The 22,048-nt window shown below is 52.5% G+C and carries 13 protein-coding genes; 7 read left to right on the top strand and 6 right to left on the bottom strand.

From position 1 onward, the window contains the following. The first annotated feature begins 58 nt into the window (after positions 1 to 58). The 3 genes from ACLQ8T_RS07270 (at position 59) to ACLQ8T_RS07260 (ending at position 7,348) form a co-directional block, all read left to right on the top strand. Positions 59 to 2,038 (top strand): FAD-dependent oxidoreductase, encoded by a 1,980-nt coding sequence (locus ACLQ8T_RS07270; protein ID WP_413456215.1) that lies wholly within the window; start codon positions 59 to 61, stop codon positions 2,036 to 2,038. Between the two features lie 729 nt (positions 2,039 to 2,767). After that, positions 2,768 to 5,620 carry a polysaccharide pyruvyl transferase family protein gene (locus tag ACLQ8T_RS07265; RefSeq protein ID WP_413456214.1) on the top strand — a complete coding sequence of 951 codons (2,853 nt, stop codon included), beginning with the start codon at positions 2,768 to 2,770 and terminating at the stop codon, positions 5,618 to 5,620. 885 nt (positions 5,621 to 6,505) lie between these two features. Beyond that, a complete protein-coding gene (locus ACLQ8T_RS07260; RefSeq protein ID WP_413456213.1) occupies positions 6,506 to 7,348 on the top strand; it encodes a hypothetical protein in 843 nt (280 codons plus the stop codon). On the opposite strand, the gene ACLQ8T_RS07255 is transcribed toward ACLQ8T_RS07260, so the two are convergent. The 3 genes from ACLQ8T_RS07255 to serA form a co-directional block, all read right to left on the bottom strand. Next, entirely contained in the window at positions 7,345 to 7,905 is a 561-nt protein-coding gene (locus tag ACLQ8T_RS07255) for a hypothetical protein (protein WP_413456212.1), read from the bottom strand. The genes ACLQ8T_RS07260 and ACLQ8T_RS07255 overlap by 4 nt on opposite strands. Before the next feature lie 11 nt (positions 7,906 to 7,916). Then, a complete protein-coding gene (locus tag ACLQ8T_RS07250) occupies positions 7,917 to 10,061 on the bottom strand; it encodes a hypothetical protein (protein WP_413456211.1) in 2,145 nt (714 codons plus the stop codon). A 337-nt stretch (positions 10,062 to 10,398) separates the two neighbouring features. Continuing rightward, a complete protein-coding gene (serA, locus tag ACLQ8T_RS07245; protein ID WP_413456210.1) occupies positions 10,399 to 11,994 on the bottom strand; it encodes a phosphoglycerate dehydrogenase in 1,596 nt (531 codons plus the stop codon). 469 nt (positions 11,995 to 12,463) lie between these two features. Here serA and lhgO point away from each other — a divergent pair, with 469 nt between their 5' ends. After that, the gene (gene lhgO, locus ACLQ8T_RS07240) at positions 12,464 to 13,666 is read left to right on the top strand and encodes an L-2-hydroxyglutarate oxidase (protein ID WP_413456209.1); all 1,203 of its coding nucleotides are present in this window, start codon (positions 12,464 to 12,466) and stop codon (positions 13,664 to 13,666) included. A 914-nt stretch (positions 13,667 to 14,580) separates the two neighbouring features. On the opposite strand, the gene ACLQ8T_RS07235 is transcribed toward lhgO, so the two are convergent. Then, positions 14,581 to 14,973, bottom strand: coding sequence for a hypothetical protein (locus tag ACLQ8T_RS07235; protein WP_413456208.1), 393 nt, complete (start codon positions 14,971 to 14,973; stop codon positions 14,581 to 14,583). Between ACLQ8T_RS07235 and ACLQ8T_RS07230 the strand changes: the two genes are divergently transcribed. The 3 genes from ACLQ8T_RS07230 to ACLQ8T_RS07220 all read left to right on the top strand — a co-directional run bounded on the left by ACLQ8T_RS07230 (position 14,966) and on the right by ACLQ8T_RS07220 (position 19,857). Then, positions 14,966 to 17,341 (top strand): SpaA isopeptide-forming pilin-related protein, encoded by a 2,376-nt coding sequence (locus ACLQ8T_RS07230; RefSeq protein ID WP_413456207.1) that lies wholly within the window; start codon positions 14,966 to 14,968, stop codon positions 17,339 to 17,341. The genes ACLQ8T_RS07235 and ACLQ8T_RS07230 overlap by 8 nt on opposite strands. 69 nt (positions 17,342 to 17,410) lie before the next feature. After that, positions 17,411 to 18,820, top strand: a complete 1,410-nt coding sequence (locus ACLQ8T_RS07225) for a SpaH/EbpB family LPXTG-anchored major pilin (RefSeq protein WP_413456206.1) — start codon at positions 17,411 to 17,413, stop codon at positions 18,818 to 18,820. Between the two features lie 125 nt (positions 18,821 to 18,945). After that, positions 18,946 to 19,857 (top strand): class C sortase, encoded by a 912-nt coding sequence (locus ACLQ8T_RS07220; RefSeq protein ID WP_413456205.1) that lies wholly within the window; start codon positions 18,946 to 18,948, stop codon positions 19,855 to 19,857. 29 nt (positions 19,858 to 19,886) lie between these two features. On the opposite strand, the gene ACLQ8T_RS07215 is transcribed toward ACLQ8T_RS07220, so the two are convergent. After that, on the bottom strand, positions 19,887 to 20,591 hold the full coding sequence (locus tag ACLQ8T_RS07215; RefSeq protein ID WP_413456204.1) for a class I SAM-dependent methyltransferase: 705 nt from the start codon (positions 20,589 to 20,591) through the stop codon (positions 19,887 to 19,889). Positions 20,592 to 20,916: 325 nt separating this feature from the next. Next, entirely contained in the window at positions 20,917 to 21,948 is a 1,032-nt protein-coding gene (gene ilvC, locus ACLQ8T_RS07210) for a ketol-acid reductoisomerase (protein ID WP_038991389.1), read from the bottom strand. Positions 21,949 to 22,048: the final 100 nt, after the last annotated feature.

The following is a 22,048-nucleotide window of genomic DNA, read 5'->3' as shown; positions in this document are numbered from 1 at the left end:
ATTTGTCCAACTCATCTCAACTTCGTCCACCAAAAATCAGTGAATAACTGCATTAGCTATGAAATATACGAAAAAGGACCAGCAAGGGGAAAATGAGATTAGAGCTTCACCAAAAGACTACTCCATAGTAATTTATAACCCGAATGACGTAGCTTCATTTCCATTCGGCTATCATGATTCCATGATCGCAAATATTGATGACGTAGAATACACAATTGCTAGAATTCTACAGTTTCACCCAGAGGCAACAACGAATGCAAAGACGCCTCTAACTAAAGAACAAAAACTCAAATGGAAAGAGATCCCAGCCTACAGAGAGCGGCACGTGGATCTTGTGATTGCTGGTGGAGGTCTGTCCGGTTGCGCGGCAGCGATCTCAGCCGCTCGAAGAGGGCTAGACGTAGCACTTGTGGAGCCAACCCACATGGTAGGTGGGCAAGCGACTGCAGCTGGCGTATCTGCCTTTGACTTAACGTTCTTTTACGATCGACTACTTCATGATTACGGTTTATGGGGTGAACTAGTTCGTAAAATTCAGGATATTTACGATTTCGAACTTATGCGCCCTGTAAATGTTGGCCACTATAGGAATACTTCTATCATGCCAAACGTGGTGGCAGTTGAACGAGCTCTGTCCGAAATGCTTGAAGCAAGTGGTGCCAACGTTCTGCGCAATACCAAGATAGAAGGCGTAATAAGAACCGGAAGAAGAATTTCAGGTCTACACACCAATGCTGGAGTGATTATAGCCACACAAACAATTGACGCCACTGAAGACGGAGCGTTGCTCGCGCTTGGCGGAATCCCTCATCGCATAAGCAATGGAAATTCGGACGGGGTAGAAGAAAAGAACATTACCTCACCCAAAAGAGCAATCCAAGATATTACGTATACGGCTGTAATTCGCATGTATCCCGACGGTGTTCCCGATGCTTTGCGCGTTACGGTAAAACCAGAAAATTATGAAAAATACGTACTCACGTTTCGAAAGGTATATCCACCAGCCGGCGAGCTCGACAAACACATACAAAAAGTTGGTCCTACAGGATTCGCTGGATATCGAGCAGCACCCGATATCGCATCGACTAACATGCAAACTGGTTCGCAATATCACCAAGTAACACGAACGTGCTTGAATTATTACAACGATATGACCACTAATGCGTATTTTCTTACCGATAGTGAATTTAGGGAGAAATTCGAAGCTAGCGCAAAACTGAAGACGATCTCACTAATATACTATCTTCAGAATGAACTTGGCATCCCCTGGTCGGTCGTGACTGATGAAGGTTTCGCAGATGGGCCCAAGCTCCCACTTAATCCCCATGTACCTGATTGCTACAAAAACATTGAGCAACACATGCCGCTAATACCTTACATTCGTGAATCTAGGCGAATTATCGGGTTGTCAACATTAACTGGAAAAACTATAAGCCGACCCAAGAAACGATCAGAAGCAAAATGGATGACCGATTCCGTTGCTGTTGGAACGTATCACCCGGATCTACATGGCGGTCGCACTAATGCGCACTTAGAATCAAGTCTATTGGAATCTGAAGCGGACAAACCAAAAGGCTGGGTTGAAGGCCCTTTCCCTATACCTGCAGGCGCATTAATCCCAGTTCGAATCGATGGTTTCATTGCTGCCGAAAAGAACATCTCCTGTTCACGGATTGCAGCTGGGGCGATTCGACTGCATCCTACAGTCGTAGCCATCGGAGAGGCTGCAGGCGTGCTTGCATCTTTGGCAATCTGCAACAGAGTGGAACCGAGAGAGGTTCCCATCGCCGCCGTGCAAGCAGAGCTCGCATGCGGAGGTGCTCTGGTCTCACAATTAGAAGTAGAAGGTGCCACCCGCTCAGATCAAAATTTTGCTGAGGTAACCTTATCCGTTGCCAGAAATCGTGTGCCATGGTCGGTTGTTCGCCCTCACAATAATGCTGAACCTGTCATTAAAACCGAACTAGGCGCTGCTGCAGAGCAAGGTAAGTGGACCTACAACTACTGTCGGAATTGGCTAGAAGCCATCAAAAAATGATTAGAAGACCCCGAGTTCCCACGGCGCTATTTGTCCGTGAACCCACATAATGACGTCAAAGCAAAGTCCTGCCGGCTGCAAAGCACTGCAAGCAGGTTTTGTGTTTTGCCCAGCTACAATAACAAACTTGGCCATGTTGCAAGATCGACTGACGCTGCGAACGGGAGGTGTCGTTCGTAACGCGGAATGTCAATTGCTTCACCCGTCGCCGAGAACATGGAGCAACTTCAGGTACAGCTGTGTTAGCGACCGAGAACGTCAACCTAGTGAGACTATGCCCCTTCTCATCCGGTCGGTTGAACCTCATGTCCAAGACGGGACGAGTTCCCCAAGATACCCAAAGGTAGTATTGGGGCATAGCAACTTTGGTTTCAGTTCGCGTGCGACTAATTTGACGAAGAGCCAGGAAAGATGGAGAGCAATGCTTCTTCGCAGCCACTCGATGCTTGCGTGTAGAGGGATGTCACATTACAAATTTTCAATACCCCACCTTCGACCTGTAGGGTGATTGAACGAAATTGCCTTTGTGCGGCGTTCAAGCAACGTAGGATGGATCTAGATACTTGCAACATCGTGCACGGGTTAAGCGGAGATTATAAATCCTCTACAACCTAAATCTCCACCAACCCAAAATTGTGACATCTGCAACTACAATAGATATTACTTGACACATTTCGGTACCTCCGAGTGACGCGTTTGCCGATTGAATGAAATGAAAAGGTGACCAAATTGAATGAAATTCAAGAACTGAAAAATGATCTGAAGAATAAAATTTTTGATCAAGGGTTTCACTGGAAGATTCTATTCATTGGAACTTCCGTCAATGGAACTACAGATATAGTTTCGTCGTTGTCACGATCACTGCGTAATCTAGGCCACCACGTCTTGGACCTTGACACGTCTCGACATCGTATCCTTAACAATCCTCTTCGCCGGCAAGGCGGCATGGGACCGATTTATGTTGACTACGACAAGTTGTCACCAACCGTCGAAGCATTTCAGCCGCAGGTCATCATTTGTTGTGCCGGTGGACTTACCTTTACTGAATCGGATGCCCAGAAGTTGAAGGATCGGGGCATCGTCCTTGTTGGAATCACATTGAGCGATCCAGATGTGTTTCCATCCATAAAGGAACATCAGCATGTATTCGACTTACACACAACGAATGCTGAAATTTCGATGGCCATGTACAAAGACGCCGGGATTCATAACACCGTCTACTTCCCATTCGGCATCGATCGTGGCTTTGTTACTCAGGATGTACCAGAGACTGATAAATTTGATGCTGATGTCATCTGTTTGGGCCATGCCACAAATCGGCCCGACAGAAATACAATGATGACCTACCTTGACAAAAAATTCGACGTGCGAACTTACGGTCGAGGGTGGGAAGTTCCTAACTCTGTGACTGTTGCCGGACAGGAAATGGTTCAAGCGCTCCAGGGTGGTAAAGTACACGTAAACTTTCCGTTGACTAGGGCGGGATTCATAAACATTAAATGTGGTGTTTTCGAATCTGCCGGTCAAGGTAAAGTCGTCGCGACTGGCGAATTTGAAGAAATGTCTCATTTTTTCAAATACGATGAAGAGATTATTGGCTACAAAGATGAAGCCGATCTTGAAAAGAAAATTGCCCGGTTGCTTGAAAATCCGGAAGAGTACGACCGAATCGCGACCGCAGGGTTTAAACGCATCGTAAATGAGCATCTTTATGAACACCGGTGGATGGCACTATTCGACGAGCTACGTTCAATTACCGAAAAAAATAATAGATGGTTGAACCGAGAACGAGCGTTCCAGATAGAACAAATCCTGGCCACCAGTTACCCCCGTGCCAAGAAAGTGATCATCTCCGGTTTCTACGGCGCACGCAACCTTGGCGATGAAATGATTCTCAAATCCATAAGTAGCAGAATCCGACAAGCTGATCCTGCGGCACAAGTATATGTCGCTGCAGAAAGCCCAACGAATGTTGAAAGTCGTCATGGTCTACAAGCTTTTGATCGGAAACTTCACGAAGTTAGCGCCTATCAGGTGAAGACGGCTGCGGCCGTGGTACTTGGTGGTGGCGGACTTTGGCATGATTATACTTTTGAACGCGGCGGAGGATTAGCTGCGTTATTCAACGGAGGCACGATCTCCATGGCAGGATTCGGCATATTGCCTTTGATGGCAAAAGTTGTCGGTGCCCAGTTCCACGTGGTTGGATTGGGCGTCGGGCCATTGACTGACAAGTATGCGGCAAATACCGTACGCTTCTTGGCGAATCAGGCAGACAGCATTTATGTTCGGGATCCTGAATCCGAATCTTTACTTACTAAAGTCGTCGGTCTCCGTCCGGATCAAGTTTTCTCTGCACCAGACACCGTCTATGGAGTTGAAATCCCAGCGGTTCATTCGGAAAACGATAAGTTAAGACAATTGCAGCAAGCAGGGTACTCCATCATTGGAATTAACCTTCGCCCTTGGGCGGCTGAAAACATGGTGGAAATTGCCAAGACCGTAAGTCGATCCCTAATTGCGTTAGAAAGAAAGTTAGGCGCTGAAGGCAAGAAGTTAGCCGTTGTATCGCTTCCGATGCAGGCAGGTGTCCGCATGGACAGGGCCGCCGTAGGTGAAGTGTTCCGTCGACTTCCAAAGTCCATAGAAACCATCGAACTTAGTGCTGACGGCGAAATCAGCTTGGAGCAGTACATTTCCGCTCTAGAGAGTTGCGAAGCCATTTTGGCCATGCGTTTACATGCGTCGTTGATCGCGCATCGCGTAGGCACCCCAGCTGTTGGCCTTTGCTACGATCCAAAAGTAAGTCGTCATTTCGAGGAAGTAGACCGTTCTGAATTTGGCCTTCCGTTGCTTGCGGATTCGGAGCAGATCCTAGATGCACTTTACTTGTCGATGATCCATGGCATTTCTGAAAAATCTAGAGAATCGGTCAATGCCCTTGAAAAGGCAGTTGGTGAAGCGTTAGACGTCTCTGTCAACGCGATCTCGAATATTATTGATGAACCTCGGGTGTACGTCGTACCGGCTGATAATGAAGTGACACCTAAACGTAGAGCTACACCACCGCCTCCGGTGAAAAAAGCATCATTCCAATCAATTGTCTCAGAAGTTGATGGTATTCCAGGGGGCCTCAATAGCGTTAGGAAGGAACTAATTTCTGGACTGGAAGTTCTGCAATTAGCTATGAATGTCGACCGCCCAGCAGCTGGAATGCGAGTTTCACACTCGGGTGTCTTAAAGTTTGTAGAAGCGAAACCAACAGAAGTGTCGTTTAAACTCACTTCGCTTTACAACAATGCCAAAGCCGCTGGGAAGTTGTTTGTCGAATTTGTATGTGACGGACAGACGTTCCGACAGGACCTCACCGAAACGACGATGCCTGTTGAAATTATGTTAACAACTACGGGTAAGCCCGAATTAAAGTTCACTTATAGCATCATTTGTGAGGAAGAAGCATTCAAAGCACGTTCTTGGGCTGACGCAACGAAGGTACTGCTTGAGCTCGTCTCCACTAAGCCCGCAGCACGAGTCACGCGATCAACGATGAAGTCCAGTGCAGGAACTGTAATTTCTGCATAACGAAAACGAGTGTAGGTTCGAGACATGTTCGATAGTGTTGACAGGCGGGTAGTATTTTCTAGAATTGCGGCTTCAATTCCTCAATGAATTATTTGAGTGAGGGTATGACATGTACGTTCGTAGATGTCATACCCTCGAATGGCCTCTTAGATGAAAACGTTGTGCCCCTTGCGGTATTTGAAGTCGTTAGCCCAGGAGTGTGACCCGGTGTCAAATATCATTAACTAAGACTCACGATCCGGCAACTGTGTCGAGGTTTTTCGTGGAGGTTCAAATGCCCCAGCGCGCGGTATTTGCCAAGTGGGGATGGGTTTCCCGATTCAGGATAAAGACGAACAGTGCCACCCGCTGACGCGCTGGGCTGTGGACCGGAACCGGGAGGTAAGGACTCAGCAGGAGTGACCGGCTGCTTCGGTGGCAGTAGATTGCATGAAAACCGGCCGTCCGGTTTGTTGTCTTAACGCTGGCGGTGATGACGCTGTAGTCGGTCAGGGTCAACAGAACAGACACAGCGTCGAATGGTCCGGGATCATCGAACGCGTCTCGAAGTACCTTGCTAATGAATGTCTATGCAACACTCATCTTCGAAATAGAAATCGATCAGTACGTATCTTCCGATCACCAGCTAGAACTCGAATTACCGTTTTCGGTGGAATAGAATCCAGAGATTCTTATAGCCTCAAGTCGGGATTTATTGATTCAATAATTAATCCTGTCACGCTTTCAGCGAAAGACTTGAACGAGTGAGCATTGGTGTTTAAAAATAATTCTTTCAAAGAAACTCATTTCCGGTTCTGAAAACCAAGTTATTTCGAGTCAACGTATTATTGTGAAATTCTGAAGGTACTTGAGCGCCCCAGGCAACCATTAAGATGTGGAGTAGTCATGCAAAACAGAAAACGGTTGATTTTAAAATTCAACACGAATGGGCACTATTGTTACAAAACAATCAATGAGATTGGAAATAATGGTGCTAACAGCGGTCTACATTCAATCAAACTTGGAACAAGCTGGTTTGACTTCCTATACGTAAATAATAAGGCTCCAGTCACTCTGGTCACTTTTTCCGCAGCCGTACCAATTGACCATTCCTATCCTGTATTTTCAGGCTGGTCTTTTCCGAAAGACATAGAGGTAAACCTACTTGCATTTGCTGATCCTGCAATTGCGTCAAGGCCGCCTGTGAAGACTTCCTGGCATTTAGGAAATAGCCATATCCACGGCCCCAATCTGGCGCGACGCGTGATCGATCAGTTTGCCCCTGATAATCAACTCACGCTTTTCTTTGGCGCATCAGCCGGCGGGTACGCCGCGCTTCTTCATAGTTACGAAAGGCCGGACTCTGCCGCGTTCGTCATGAACCCAAGAATAGATCTACAAGCTCCCCCCAACATATTTACGGAAGCTTCCAGCGACCTCTCAAACGGCCCAATAAATGAAGAAGTTCTCAGCCGAGAGCCATCAGATTTGAAACTTCTTTACACCCAGAATCCGTTGAATCACATATTTCATTTGCAGAATCTCGGCGATGCTTGGTACCTCAAAGAGCAGTACGGGCCGTTTCGAGATTTATTATCAGATTACCCCAACTATCATCGCATAGTTCATAATTGGGGCCGTGGACATTTGGCTCCACCTCGAAAGGACTATATTGACTATTTAACAAGTTTGGTAAAGTCTGCACCCAATTGGTCGCTTGGTCAACCCGGGAAGATTTCAATAATCTAAGGGATTACATCTTCAAGTAAGGCCCTGTTATGTAGAATAAATTCGCTAAGAGAGCTTTCCATTACTTCAATATCCAAATTCGCTACACTTTGAAAATTTCGTTCTTTTCGGTAAGCTGATTTTTCAGAAGACAGGAGAACCAAGTCAAAGCCATCGAGTATTCCTGATCGATAAGCCATGTCGAAATACTTGTCAATTACGATCGCTAAAGTCGGAATACTTTTGCTTGAAATGCATTTCATCAAGTTACTGAATTTTTTAATATTATTTATTTTGGCATCATTTAACTTCCAGGACCGATCTTGAGACTGAGGAGCAAATTCAAGGACAAATATTTTTGGAGAAATGTTTTCAAGCAAGAAACTGTATTCTGAGCTGTTTGGACAAATGGCTTCTCCGGAAAATATATATTTGGATTCAAAGGAGTCACCCGAAACAAATAAAACAGATATATTTTTTGCGTATTTTCGACAATTCTCTTTATCAAGAGCTAATTGAATACGATTAGAAATTAATTTCGATGACTCGTGCATGCTTCGCGGAGTAAATTTAATCAATTTGCAGTTTCCTAGTAAGTGATTGGTTGCTTGGATTCCGAATCTTCGATAAATGAAATTATTGAACTAATCAGATTTGCCCCAGAGTACTTACTTGTCACTTGACAGTGGGTCGCCAAATCATTTTTGCGAACACTCTGGTATGAACGATTATATTTAGAAAAAAGCTCGTTCAACGAACCAAAAAGAAATGAGTTTGCTCCTTCAAGCTCTGTATAGGATGCTGTAGGAACTCGATAGAGAGCGACCTGATTTGCCATCAAAAGACCATGGCCTAGGAACTTCGAATTGAGATTTCCTGGTCGAGACGGATCTGGAAAAACTATCAGGAGATCCGTTGCCAACCGTTTGGCCACTTCTCCCAGGTCGTCAACTGATTCAAAATCATCTGCGATTAGTACTTCGGCGCCCGCCAAAGACAGCTGTCCTAAAATATCTTGGTGTAGGGTTTTATGGCCTTCTCGTTGCAGAAGCAACGTAATTGCGTGCCCATTGGATTCTATATTGCTGGCAGCGGCAATAAAGCTTTCATCTACCATGTCTGGGATATATATCATATTCCTGATACCCGCGTGTTTGCAGGCAGACACCATTTTTTGATCTGGGGTTGTTAGAACGTCAGATAGAGACGAAAGTACCTTCGTTCGCATAGTGACATCAGGGCCCAGTAGCGAATACGATACTAATACCGCACCACGATCTTTGAGCTTCATTCGGCTTATTTTATCAATTGAGTAATTATCACCTACCAACACAATAGAATCAAATTTAATATTTTCACTCTCTTCAAAACCAACAATATCTATTAAACGCGCGAATAACTCAGTTGGGTCCTCCGAGGAGTATTTCTTGCCATTTCTGAAAATATCGAATTTTTTAACAGTAAGTCCGGACGATGTTAATTGCCGGTAAATGACATTTGAAGGAGAGAACGCGAATTTCCAACGATCACCAATTAATAAAACATTTGAGCCTAGTGTCGCATGTATGTCTACGTCTCGTCGATTAACAACCTTGCCAAATGGCTCAGACACGAATAATCGCTGGTCATCTGGCCGCTGGAAAGAGCCATCGAACTCGGTTCTGTCCTTGGAAAGTTTCTGAGTATTAGACTCGAATTGTCTATACCAAGTTGCTCGGGATGTCGAATCCATATTCTTCCAAGAATCATTTTCCATCAATGACTCAATTGCCATTACTCTGGAATCAGCATGGTAATATTTAGCGAACTCTTCAAAAATTCTATTTGAGATTTCGTTGAGAGATCCTTTTTCGAGCAATCTACGCGTCAACTCTTCACAAGCTCTGATATCAGCAACTCTTAAGCTACTTTGAAACGCACTAGGTGAAATGTTTTTAGGCTCTATTGTAACGATAGGCAACCCCATAGCAGCACATTGAACAACACGGCTTGGAGTTTCGAAATACCCTAAACCTCCTAGCTCATCGAACCACATCGGTTGATTCTCATACGTTTGGAAGTATTGCGGGATATTTATAGCAATTTTAGCAGTTGATCCAACTTGTCTTATTTCTTCCTGCGAATCTAGATAACCGCCGCCAAGTCCAAAATAATCTGGATTGACGTTTCCGTAAATTTTTAAGCTCGAAGAAAGTGTCGCGAGGTCATAGTATCTCTGACGTCTAATGGGGCCGGTTGCATTTCCTAAAAATACGAGTTCACTCTCAGGTTCATTTCGACCGTAAGAATACGGGAACTCGACGGTGTCCGTCCAGAATGGAAAATTGACTCCTGTGGCATAGCCAAATTTTGATTCGTAGAAATCAAGTACGTTTTTTCCTCCGCAATGAAGAATTGCATCATATTCGTTAATGGAATACTTATAGGTTTGATTCCAAAGCACTGGATCATCAGAAAGCCAGACAAAAAGTCTAGCACCTGAGCTCCTCAGCTTTGGAAGAAGATTAATTGGTAAAGCGGAAGGGCGAAAAACTATAATGATATCTGGCTTGAATGCAAGTGTTTCTTCGATTGCTGCTTGAACTAAGTCAAGATCCTGGCCATCAGTAATGTACTCAAATCCCGATGTCAGCTTGCCAGTTAGGCATACATTGTGCCCACGATTAAGAAATGCTCTGCCTAGAGACCGGACTACGTGCATCTCTTGGATGCCGTCAAACAATACTACGCGCATATACTTCTCCTGCTGGCGATGACACAATCTACGGTCCACCATTTTCGGGTAATGTGTCACTTTATTCTACTCTTGCGCAAACGACCTCATTTTGCTTTGCTTGAGGCTTGAGGCTTGAGGCTTGAGGCTTGAACGATTTTGCTCGTTCAACGGCCAGTTTAAACTATTTTGAATTAGTGGACTGCCTCCGAACTATTATCATGTAGGTTTAGTAACTTCGGGTTCTGTTAAGGCATATTAGACGCCTTATATACGCAGAGTAAGTCATCAAGGAATGCCATTTTCTAGCAAACCTTGATGACTTAGCACGGGTATGTAATTCGCTGGTGGCGTCCGGTTACTCAGCTAGATTGATCTCTCGTGCAACGCTCGCACCGATCGCTGCACCGACAACATCCAGCACACCGCCCGGCAACGCCGAATCAATGTTAATGACAGCCAGCGCTTCAGCCTTCTTCTCATCGCGCGAAACCTGCATGCCAGCGATGTTGACGCTCTGCTCCCCTAGTACGTTGCCCAGCGAGCCAACGACACCCGGACGGTCCGCGTAGCGAACGACGATCATGTGATCGGAAATCGGGATTTCGATCTCGTGACCGTTGATGCCCACCAGCTTCTCAATCTGCTTAGGACCGGTCAGCGTACCGGCCACAGCAAGCTGGGCCCCCTCATTGGTGGATCCCTTGATCGTCAGTTGGTTGCGGTACTCAGGAGAGTCAGGGGTGGTGATCAGTCGAGTAGCAACGCCACGCTGCTCGGCCAGGACCGGTGCGTTCACGTAGGACACCTGGTCCGATACGACGTCCATGAAGACACCCTTGAGTGCCGACAGTTCCAGGGCCTTGACATCGAGTGCTGCGATTTCGCCGGCAACCTCGACATCGATGCTGGTCAGCGAGCCGGAAGCCAAAGCGTTGAAGATGCGGCCGAGCTTCTCGATCAACGGGATGCCGGGGCGAACATTCTCATCGATGACACCGCCTGCAACGTTTACCGCATCTGGAACCAATTCGCCGTCCAGTGCCAGGCGGACCGACTTGGCAACCGACACGCCAGCCTTCTCCTGCGCTTCGTCGGTCGAAGCACCCAGGTGCGGGGTCACGGTCACATTGTCGAATTCGAAGAATGGGAGGTCAGTGCTTGGCTCCTTGACGAAAACGTCAATACCGGCGCCGGCAATCTCTTCATTCTTCAATGCTTCGTACAGCGCGTCTTCGTCCACCAGGCCGCCACGTGCCACGTTGACCACATAGGCGGACTTCTTCATCTTGGTGAAGGCGTCCTTGCCCAGCATTCCCACGGTTTCCGGGGTCTTCGGCATGTGGATGGTGATGAAGTCGGCTTCACCCAGCAGCTCATCCAAGGTCAGCAGGGTGACACCCAGTTGTGCGGCACGAGCTGGAGTGACGTATGGGTCATAGGCGACGATTTCCATGCCGAACCCCTGCAGTCGTGCTGCTACGAGGGCGCCGATGCGGCCGAGCCCAATGATGCCGGCCTTTTTCTCGAAGAGTTCAACGCCAGTGAAGGAGCTTCGCTTCCATGCGCCGCTCTTCAGCGATGCATTGGCTGCTGGAATGCGGCGTGCCAGCGACACGATGTGACCTACAGTCAGTTCAGCTGCGGAGATGATGTTGGAAGTCGGTGCGTTGACTACCATGACGCCAGCCTGGGTGGCTGCCTTGATGTCCACGTTGTCCAGGCCCACGCCGGCGCGGGCGATGACCTTCAGGTTCTTTGCGGCGGCAATTGCCTCAGCATCTACCTGGGTGGCGGAGCGCACGAGGATTGCATCTACATCGGCAATGGCTTCGAGCAGCTGGGAACGGTCCGCTCCGTCGGTCTGACGAATTTCAAAGTCGGGGCCGAGGGCAGCAACGGTTGCTGGGGAGAGTTGTTCGGCCAGAAGTACGATTGGCTTGTTGTCAGACACGGGTGTGGCACCTCTGCGATTTCTTGGGCTGATGCTTGCATGGAAGCAGCTGTTAATCGCTGCTTACATTTCCAGAGTAGCGCTATGCATCCTCCGTTTTCCCTTGAATTCACGCATGTTACGAAGAGAAAACCAGACTTTGTGAAAACTTTCACTTATTCGATAGACTTTGACGAGCGCTGTCTCCCGCCACGTTGTAAAGCCTACTCTTTCCCGCGCAGGACAGTCTCAGATTCCGTAATAATTCCACGTTTAGTCGCTCAGTCTGCACGATGTCTCGGACACCGGCACATCACATCAATCCCCTGCCACAGCGAAGCCAATGGGCGTTCAAACCTTATTCGCTTCTGCCCTACTTGCCAGATCAAGTACAGGCACCCATAGACGCGGTGATGCGCCCCGGATACGAACAGTGAAAATCAGGATTATCGGCTGCGCAGCGCGTCGCAGACTTTCATTGCTGGGAGCCATGGAAACACGTATCGGGATCATTGGCGGCGGGATCCTCAGGATTGCCCTGGCCCGCGCCCTGTCCATCATTGCAGGGCATCACGTCACGGTGTTGGAAACGGAAGCAACCCTGGCCAGCCACCAGACCGGACGCAACGCCGGCGTGGTCCATGCCGGGTTGTACTACCAGCCTGGCTCGCTCAAGGCCCAGCTCTGCGCCCGCGGCATGGCCATGACCCGGGAATACTGCCAGCAGCACGCCCTGCCCTACCAGGAGCTGGGAAAACTCGTCGTAGCCCTGGACGATTCCCCACTGGGGCGACTGGCGAATATTGAGCAACGGGCTATCAAGAACCGGGTTCCTTCCTCGGCGCGCCTGGAACGCGACGAGCTGCGGGACATTGAACCGCATGCCGCCGGAATCGCAGCACTGCACTCCCCGCGCACAGCATCGGTTGATTACTCGGCCATCACCCGCCGCATGGCCGAGGACGTCGTTCAGGCCGGTGGGCAGATCCTCTGCAGCACCGAGGTGACGGCCATCCAGAACCTCGGCGATACCTGCCTGGTCTCCACCAGCGACACGACGCATCGATTCGCCCAGCTCATCGTGTGCGCCGGGCTGCAGTCCGATATCATCGCACGAATGGTCGGTGCCAGCCCGTCTCCCAAGATCCTCCCCTTCCGCGGCGAGTACTGGGAGATGAGCAAGGACTCCGCCCCGATGGTCAACGCCATGATCTACCCGGTGCCCGACCCGCGCTTCCCCTTCCTCGGCGTGCATTTCACCCGTGGCGTGAACGGTGAGGTGCATGTGGGCCCGAACGCTGTCCCGGCACTGTCGCGTGAAGGATACAGCTGGAGATCCATCTCGGTGAAAGACACCGTCGAGTCCCTGCGCTGGTCCGGTGCGCCGAGCCTGGTGAAGAAATACTGGAAAATGGGACTCGCTGAAATCGGCGCCTCGCTGGCCAAGCCGCTGTGCCTCAAGCAGGCGCAGGCCTATCTTCCCGAATTGTCCTCCGCTGATCTCGTGGCGAAGGGCAAGGCCGGGGTCCGAGCTCAAGCCTGGGACAAGGATGGCTCGCTGCTCGATTATTTCGCTGTGGACCGCGTGGGCCCGGTGACGCTGTTGCGCAATGCTCGCTCCCCTGTGGCATCCTCGGCCATGGCCATTGCCGAATACGTGCTGGAGCACTTCCCCATCAGCCGGCGTCGGTAGCGACGCGACTCTAGTTCGCCGCGGCCGGTAGCTTCCTCGGTAGATTCGTCGGCATGAATGAAACTATTTTGGCCGGGGAATCAAGCCGCGCCTGTACCCTCCCCGAGCCGTGAACGAGCCGAGTCGATCATCGTCTGGCTCATAACAGAGATCGCGGATCTGCGATCCGGAGGCGTCAATGGCCATTTAGGGTTTTGCTGGACGGCCGTATACGACATTCAGTATGGTCGGCTCGCTCTCACCCGAAAATGCTCGGGCAAAGTCGTCATAAGTAGTTCCAGCAGTCGCACTATTCTGCTCTTCGTTAAGTCCCCGTTTAAGCTACTTCTTAGAACTTTTCGAATGCCCAAAAATTTCCTCTTCCAAGAGAAACCGCGCATTCGCAGCCTTGACTGCCATCATCTTGAGCTTCCGCATCCAATTATTAATCTTCGTTGTTGACGAAATTGAATTTCATCCGATACGCTGTCGCCATATCACTCGCCCGGATGTTGGGGGTCCGGCAAAACTTGGGGAAAGCCAGTTGATCGTGGGGATCAAGTGGCTGCAATTTTGGCACTCGTTTTTGGGAAACGAGCGTCAAATTCTACGCACCAGTCTGCGTTCTTCAGGTCTAGCATCCCCAATGTCCTCGGATATTGGGGAATTCTTGTGTTTGGCAAACCTGTTGGGGACAGAGTTGCACGACGGAACAACGGTCGTTCCGGTAAATGCTCCTTGCTCTGGGGAGCAAGAAAACATGGCACGTCGCAAAGTGCCATTTCCAGCGTCGCAGTCAGCGCTGGAATCGTCTTCGCCCTGGCGTTCGCCGGAACATTCGTTCCAGCTTCCGCCACTTCGTCGGGCGAATCGCCAGTGGATGAAAAGCTGGCCCCGTCGGCTGCCGAATTCGATTCGAAAATTGTACTTGCCTCTCAGTCTCCAACTAGCCCGGCACCATCACCGGCTGAATCTTCAACGGCTGCGTCTTCTCTCGAACCTACTGTTCCAAAGGTGAAATCTTCAAAGCCACCCGTTGAAAAGCAACTCGCGGTGACGCAGACGCCAACTTCCGTGCCGAAAAAGGAATCGGAGACACCGGTTGCTCGAACGCTGCCAACTGAGGAGCCGACCGTCGATGAGGAGACCACTACCGAGGAAGCTTCCAGCGCGCCGTCCTCGAAAAGCGCACCGGCAACCCTGAAAGCATCTGCCACAGCCGAATCCTCTCCTACCGAGGCTGCGAAGAAGTCATCGGAGTCGCCCTCTCCGACACCGACATCGTCGCCCAGCAATACTGAAAACAAACTGCTCGCACCGATGGCCATAGGGGGCGTTTGCAACGTCGTCCAGGCATCAACTCAGGTTCTTGGGGGATTTGAGCTTGATGGCAACCTATGTGCCAATAACGCGAATCTCGCCGATTGGACGACCGTCCTGTCGGCGCCTTCGGGCAATGATGGTTTCGACGACAGCACACAGTTCACCCGCGGTGCCAGCGAAAGGAACTGGCCATGGGCCGCGAACCAAATCAATGGCACGGGACAAGCTTCGAGCCAGGCAGATATTGGCCGCAACTACGCCTACTCGACCACGAGCAATGGCCACGTCTACGCTTTCTTGGGGTTTGAGCGAGGGACAAGCACCGGCACCATCCGCTATATCGTTGAGCTCAATGCCAATAAAAACGACCCCGCGGTCATCCCGACTCCGGTTCGCACCAATGGCGACCTTCGTTTGAGCATCGAACAGGATGGCAACAACAATCTCATCCTTGCCGGTGCCTACATGTGGAACGCAAGCACCGGCCTATGGGTGCAGCAGCAGACTCTTAGCGGTTTTGTCGGAGCGACAAATACCCAGCCCATCACCGGCTTCGATGGAACCAGCACGATCCCTGTGCGTGGCTTCGCCGAAATCGGCGTAGACCTGACCTCGCTCTTTGGACAAGCTACCTGCACCGGCAATTACGGCACGTTGAATCTGCGTTCCTCGTCAGCCATTCAGGAAACTTCCAACTTGGGTGACTGGATCGCGCCAATCTCCCTCTCCGTACCGAGCACCTGCTCCAGCGTGACAGTCGAAAAGAACTGGGTTATTGACGGTGAAGAATTCGAGAACGGCCAGCAGCCCGATGACTACACTGCCGCTCTGGAACTGACCGGCCAGAACTCCCCGCAGTTCGGCACCGCTTACGCCAAGCGCAGCAATGGAGCCGACTACGAGGCCAATGAAGAAATCATCATCGGCGAATCTGTCCCGGCGTTGCCCGCCGGTTGCACCAATGTTTCCTCTGGGGATCTCGGAGCACAGGTATTGCAACCGGGGCTGAACACCTACACGGTCACCAACACCGTCACTTGCACCACCCTGACCTTGGAAAAGGAAGTTATAGGTGCGGCGGCTGCCACGGAATGGACGCTGGCAGCTGACGGCAGCTCATCGGACCTGTCCGGAATAACGGGCAGCGAAAGCGTAACCAACGTACCGGTAGCTCCCGGCCAATACGCCATCTCCGAATCCGGACCGGAAAACTACCAGCTGACGGACTTGTCCTGCGAGGGTGCGGTTGTTGGGGAAGACAACACCGTCACCATTGCAGCCGGGAGCAAGGCCACTTGCGTGCTCACCAATACCCAGGAAATTGACCTGACAGTTACCAAAACCTGGGTGGTCAATGGCACCGAGTACGCCCACGGAGATCAACCAGTCGGCGACGCGGAATTGAGCATCAGTGGGCAACCGGCAGAATTCGGGGCCATTAGCACCGGACACCTGATCGGCGACGAAGTAGCCATCGAGGAAACCCTCTCCGGCACGCTTCCGGAACTATGCACGGTCACCAGTTCAACGATCGACGGCATCGAAGGCGAATCCGCTATGCACACCATGACCGGAACGCCTTCGCCCAATGTGGTGGCTGTCGTGAATACAGTGGACTGCGAGCAGCATTTGACCCTCGTCAAGGTGGTGGACAACGAGGAATTCAACGGCACTTCGACCGCGGGCGACTGGACGCTGAAGGCTGCCGGCACCGCCGGGAGCATCGAAGGCAAAACCGGGGATACCGCCATCACCGACGCTTCGGTCAGCGTGGGAACCTACCAGTTGACCGAGGAAGGCACCGCTGCAGGCTATGAGCCAGGCACATGGAGCTGCGTCGGCACCGGAAGTGGAGAGGGCGCGAGCATCACGCTGGAGTTTGGCCAAGAAGCCACCTGCACCATCGTGAACACGGCCCTTCCCGGGTCGGTCAGCTGGAGCAAGACCACCGTTGACGGCGACCTGCTTGCAGGCGCCGAATGGACCCTGACCGGTCCGCTGGGAGATGCATCGGCAACCATCTTGGTCACCGACTGCATGGACGAGGGCTGCACCGGTCCGGACATGGATCCAGCCAAGGGGAAGTTCGCCTTGGCCAACCTGAAATGGGGGAACTATACGCTCCAAGAAACTACGGCTCCTCCGGGCTACATCAAGGACGAGACGATCCACGAGTTTGACGTCACCGGGGACGCGCTGGATATAGAGCTGGCTGCCATCACCAATGAGCAGCAGGACGGTCCAGCGCTTCCACTCACCGGAGGCATCGGCCGAGATCAGATATATCTGATTGGCGGCGGAATCCTGGTACTAGGGCTGGGCATTTGGGGTGCGCAGGCCTTCCGTATCCGTCATAGCCGGAATCTCGGCTAGATTCAACAATTTCACCAACCACGCCGAACTTGGGTAGGCGTAAAAACACTCGCACAAGAAGGAGTAATCGTGTTCACGCAACGCAGACTCGGCAAGCTAGTTGCCGGAGCAAGCGCCTTGGCTCTTGCTGGGATGGGGCTATTTGGGGTAGCTGCCGCATCCGCTGACGAAGTTTCGGATATTACGCCGGGAACCATCGGCAGCATCACTGTCCACAAGTCCTCGGCGGACCCTGTTGAAGGGCTCAATAACGGCACGCTGCTGGATCCGGATCCAGGCGCCGGCAAAGGCCTGGACGGTGTGGAATTCACCTTGCAGCCGGTGCTGTTCGACGGCGATCCCATTGACTTGAGCACGGCTGAAGGTTGGGAACTGGCAGAAGCGTTGCCATCTGAAACTGCAGGCGAAGCATTGCCGTTAGGCTACAGCCTGGGAACCGGTGTCTCGCAGGCAACCGTCGGAGGCTTCACTACGTTCTCCGGTTTGGAATTGGGACTGTACCTGATCACCGAAACCGATTCGGGCAACAACCTGATCGATGCCGCGGCCGCACCGTTCTACGTGAGCATTCCTTACCCGAATGCCGACAGCACCTGGAATTACAATGTTCATGTGTACCCGAAGAACACGCTGAACACGATCGAGCAGCACAAGAGCGTGGATGACACTGCCAAGCTGCTGGGCGATGAAGTCACCTGGACGCTGGTCACCGACGTGCCTGCATCGGATCTTCCGTACAAGTCCTACACCCTGACTGATAACCTGTCGGCAAATCTGGAATTCATCTCCTGGGAATCGGTATCGATCGGTACCGAGGAACTGGACCTGGATACCGACTACACGATTTCGCCGGACAATTCGGTGATCACGCTGACCGGTTCGGGCCTCACCAAGCTTGATGACGCCGGCGCCACCACGGTGACGGCGGTTGTGAAGACCAAGGTCATCTCGATTCCTGAAAGCGGAGTCATCGAGAACACCGCAACGGTGAACATCAATGGCACGGAAGATAAAGGCACCACCAACACCAACCTGGGCACCCTGCAGCTGGAAAAGAAGGCTGAAGGCGAGAACGGCGTCCTGCTGGACGGTGCGGTCTTCGAGCTCTACGGAACGGCACCTGATGCCGACGGCAATGCCACCAGCGCCCCTCTGGCTACCGGAACCACCGAAAACGGGGTCGTCAAGTGGGAACTGCATCTGGGCATCGAGGATGACATGCAATCGAGCTACTGGGTCAAGGAAACCAAGGCACCAGCCGGATACGTGCTCCCAGCTGACCCATGGTCCGATGAATTGGTTGTCACCAGCGGCCAAATCCTGGTCGAAACGATCACCAACCATAAGCCGACCGGTCCTGATCTGCCGCTCACTGGCGCTTCGGGCACCGTCCTGTTCACCATTGCAGGTGTTGGCCTGATGGCCGCCGCCGGTGGTGCGGTACTGGTGAAGCGCCGCCGCGCACGCACCCAGGGCTAAGCCCGCGTACTGGTTGCTGCAGCGCAAAGCCAACCAGTAGATGGCGGGAGAACTAAGCATTGCTTGGGTCTCCCGCCATTTCCATTCTGAACTTGCTGCTTCCTACGACTCCATAGGCAGAAATCATGAGCTCCACATCCAGTTCCACGCTGGCTCCACCACCCAGGCCCAGGGACCGCTGGCGCGCCCCGGTCTCCACCTTGGTGATCGCCGCCGTCTTCCTGGCGGGCACGCTCATGCTGCTGTACCCACCAACCGCGAGCTGGTTCTCGCAGTACAACCAATCCAGGATCATCAAGGAGATCTCCAGCGACGTTTCGCACGAGGACAGCTCAAGGATCTCCCAGGAGCTTCTGCGGGCACAGGAGTACAACGAGGAATTGGTTGGCGGTGGATTGCTGGCTCCGGGCAGCAACGTCCCCACCAGCGACGGCTCGGTGCGGGAAGATACTGAGTACGACTCCCTGCTGAACGTCAACAGCGAGGGGCTCATAGGCCGGCTGCGCGTACCGTCGGTGGAAATCGACCTGCCGATCTACCACGGTACCGATGCGGAAACCCTGCTTAAAGGCGTAGGGCATCTGCAGGGCACGGCGTTGCCTGTAGGCGGGCAATCCCGGCATACGGTGCTGACCGCTCACCGCGGACTGCCGGAAGCCAATATGTTCAACGATCTGCCCCAGGTCGAAATCGGCGAGACCTTCAGCATCGAAGTCTTCAACGAGGTGCTGACTTACCGGGTCGTCGAAACCCAGACGGTGGAACCGGATGAGACCAAGGCGCTTGCCCCTCAGTTCGGTAAGGATCTGGCCACCCTGGTCACCTGTACTCCCCTGGGCATCAACACGCATCGCATGCTGGTCACCGGCGAACGCGTGCACCCCACCCCGCAGGCCGATCTCGATGCTCTCGGCTCCACTCCCGAGATCCCGGGCTTCCCCTGGTGGAGCGTCTGGCTCGGGTCGGTTCTGGTGCTCCTGGGTATCTGGGTGTACCTTGCCGGTCGCCCGCGAAAGAGCGGGGACACCGGGTCCTAGTCCGCGGTGGCAGGTTTGCGCATCACCTGCTAGCGCGTCGAACGCAGCGAGAAGAATAGGAAGCTCAAGAACGCGTCTCGCTCGCGCAGCGCCTCCGGAATCACTCCTTCTGGCGCATCCTTCACGTACGGAGGTTCCCATACCCGCTCGATGGCGAACCCGGCGGAGATCAGCGCTGCCATGGTTTCATGCAGCGGACGATGCCAATAGGTCAGCTGGGCAGGCTTCCCATTGAAGGCTACTTCATCGGTGTACTGGGTGAGCTGGAAATAGTCTTTGCCGCGGTGGTTGAACGGATAGAGAATCGGGTGGTTCACCGACATGATGAGCCGCCCGCCGGGCTTGAGCACACGGCGAACTTCTTCCAAGGCGTAGGTCCAGTCCGGCAAGTAGTGGAATACCAGGGAAGCAATGGCGTCATCGAAACTGCTGTCGCTGTAGGGAAGCTTCTCCCCCAGCGTGGCTACTTGGAGGTCTGCGTCATCGCCCAGCCGCTGGCGCGCCAGATCCACCATTGCCTGGCTGGTATCGAAGCCCGAGACGGTGGCTCCGCGAAGGATCAGCTGTTCAGCCAGGGGCCCAGCACCGCACCCGATATCAAGGATCTTCCGGCCTGCGACCTCTCCTGCCAACTCCTGTGTGGCCGGGCGCTCGTAGTAGCCGTTCAGCAGGCTGAATTCGTTCTCATCCGCGTAGTCCGTAGCGAAATCATCGTAGTTGCTTTCCTGCAGCACCGGCGCACTCCCTTGGTTGTTTCCAGCTAGTCTAGCAATCAGCTTGAGAAAAACGCTCAGGAAACACGGGCTTCCGACGGCGGCTTCCCGAACGCTTGCACCCCCGTACAGCCAAACAAGCTATGCAACCGGGTCGATCAGAAACGCACGTTTGCACGGTGAATCATTCTCCAATCGATTTCTTGTTACTGAACGCAGCAACGAGTCGCACTCGCGCCATCAAACCAGTGTGTCGATTCCTGGCAGCAAAAAGCCGCTGGCCCCGACAAATAATAATTGTCGAGGCCAGCGGCGCATGGCTAGCGGATCAGCTCATTGCCTGCGATTAGCGGGCTACAGAACCATCCACGTAGTCATCCGAGGATGCGTCCGAGATCCAGGAGAACAGCGAGCGCAGTTCGCGGCCGGTGGTCTCGATCGGATGCGCTTCGCCCTTGGCACGCAGTTCCTTGAACTCAGGAGCGCCGGCCTTCTGGTCTTCCATGAAGCGGTTTGCGAAAGCGCCGGACTGGATGTCAGCCAGGACAGCCTTCATGTTTTCCTTCACCTCTGGGGTGATCACGCGTGGGCCGGAGACGTAGTCGCCGTACTCAGCGGTGTCGGAGATCGACCAGCGCTGCTTGGCGATGCCGCCTTCCCACATCAGGTCGACGATCAGCTTCAGCTCGTGGAGCACCTCGAAGTAGGCGATTTCCGGCTTGTAGCCGGCTTCGGTCAGGACCTCGAAGCCGTACTGGACCAACTGGGAGGTGCCGCCGCAGAGCACAGCCTGCTCGCCGAACAGGTCGGTTTCGGTCTCTTCGGTGAAGGTGGTTTCGATGACGCCGGCGCGGGTGCCGCCGATGCCTGCTGCGTAGGACAGTGCCAGTTCCTTGGCGCCGCCGGTGAAGTTCTGCTCCACGGCGATCAGGTCAGGGATGCCACGACCGGCTTCGAATTCGCGGCGCACGGTGTGGCCTGGTGCCTTAGGGGCAACCAGGGCAACGTCAACGTTGGCTGGTGGCTGGATGAAACCGAAGCGGATGTTGAAGCCGTGGCCGAAGAACAGGGCGTTGCCCTCTTCGAGGTGCTCGGCGATCGACTCGGTGTAGACCTGGGCCTGGACCTGGTCCGGGGTCAGGATCATGATGACGTCTGCCCAGGCTGCTGCCTCGGCAACGGTGGCGACCTTCAGGCCTTCGGCCTCAGCCTTGGCGCGGGACTTCGAGCCCTCGGCCAGGCCAACGGTGATTTCGACACCCGAGTCGCGCAGGCTCAGTGCGTGGGCGTGGCCCTGGGAGCCGTAGCCGATGATGGCTACCTTCTTGCCCTGGATGATCGAGAGGTCTGCGTCGTCTTCGTAATACAGATCAGCCACTGTAGTTCTCCTTATATGTGCTTCTGGTGAAGAAGTCTTTGCTGAGGCACTGTTGCTTACTTCCAAGCTAGGTGCCAAGTATCTTAATTTTGTAGTTCGT

Origin of the sequence: Glutamicibacter sp. FR1 (genome assembly GCF_047300825.1) — a bacterium.
Taxonomy (GTDB): Bacteria; Actinomycetota; Actinomycetes; order Actinomycetales; family Micrococcaceae; genus Glutamicibacter; species Glutamicibacter nicotianae.
This window is presented reverse-complemented; position numbering and strand designations above follow the sequence as displayed.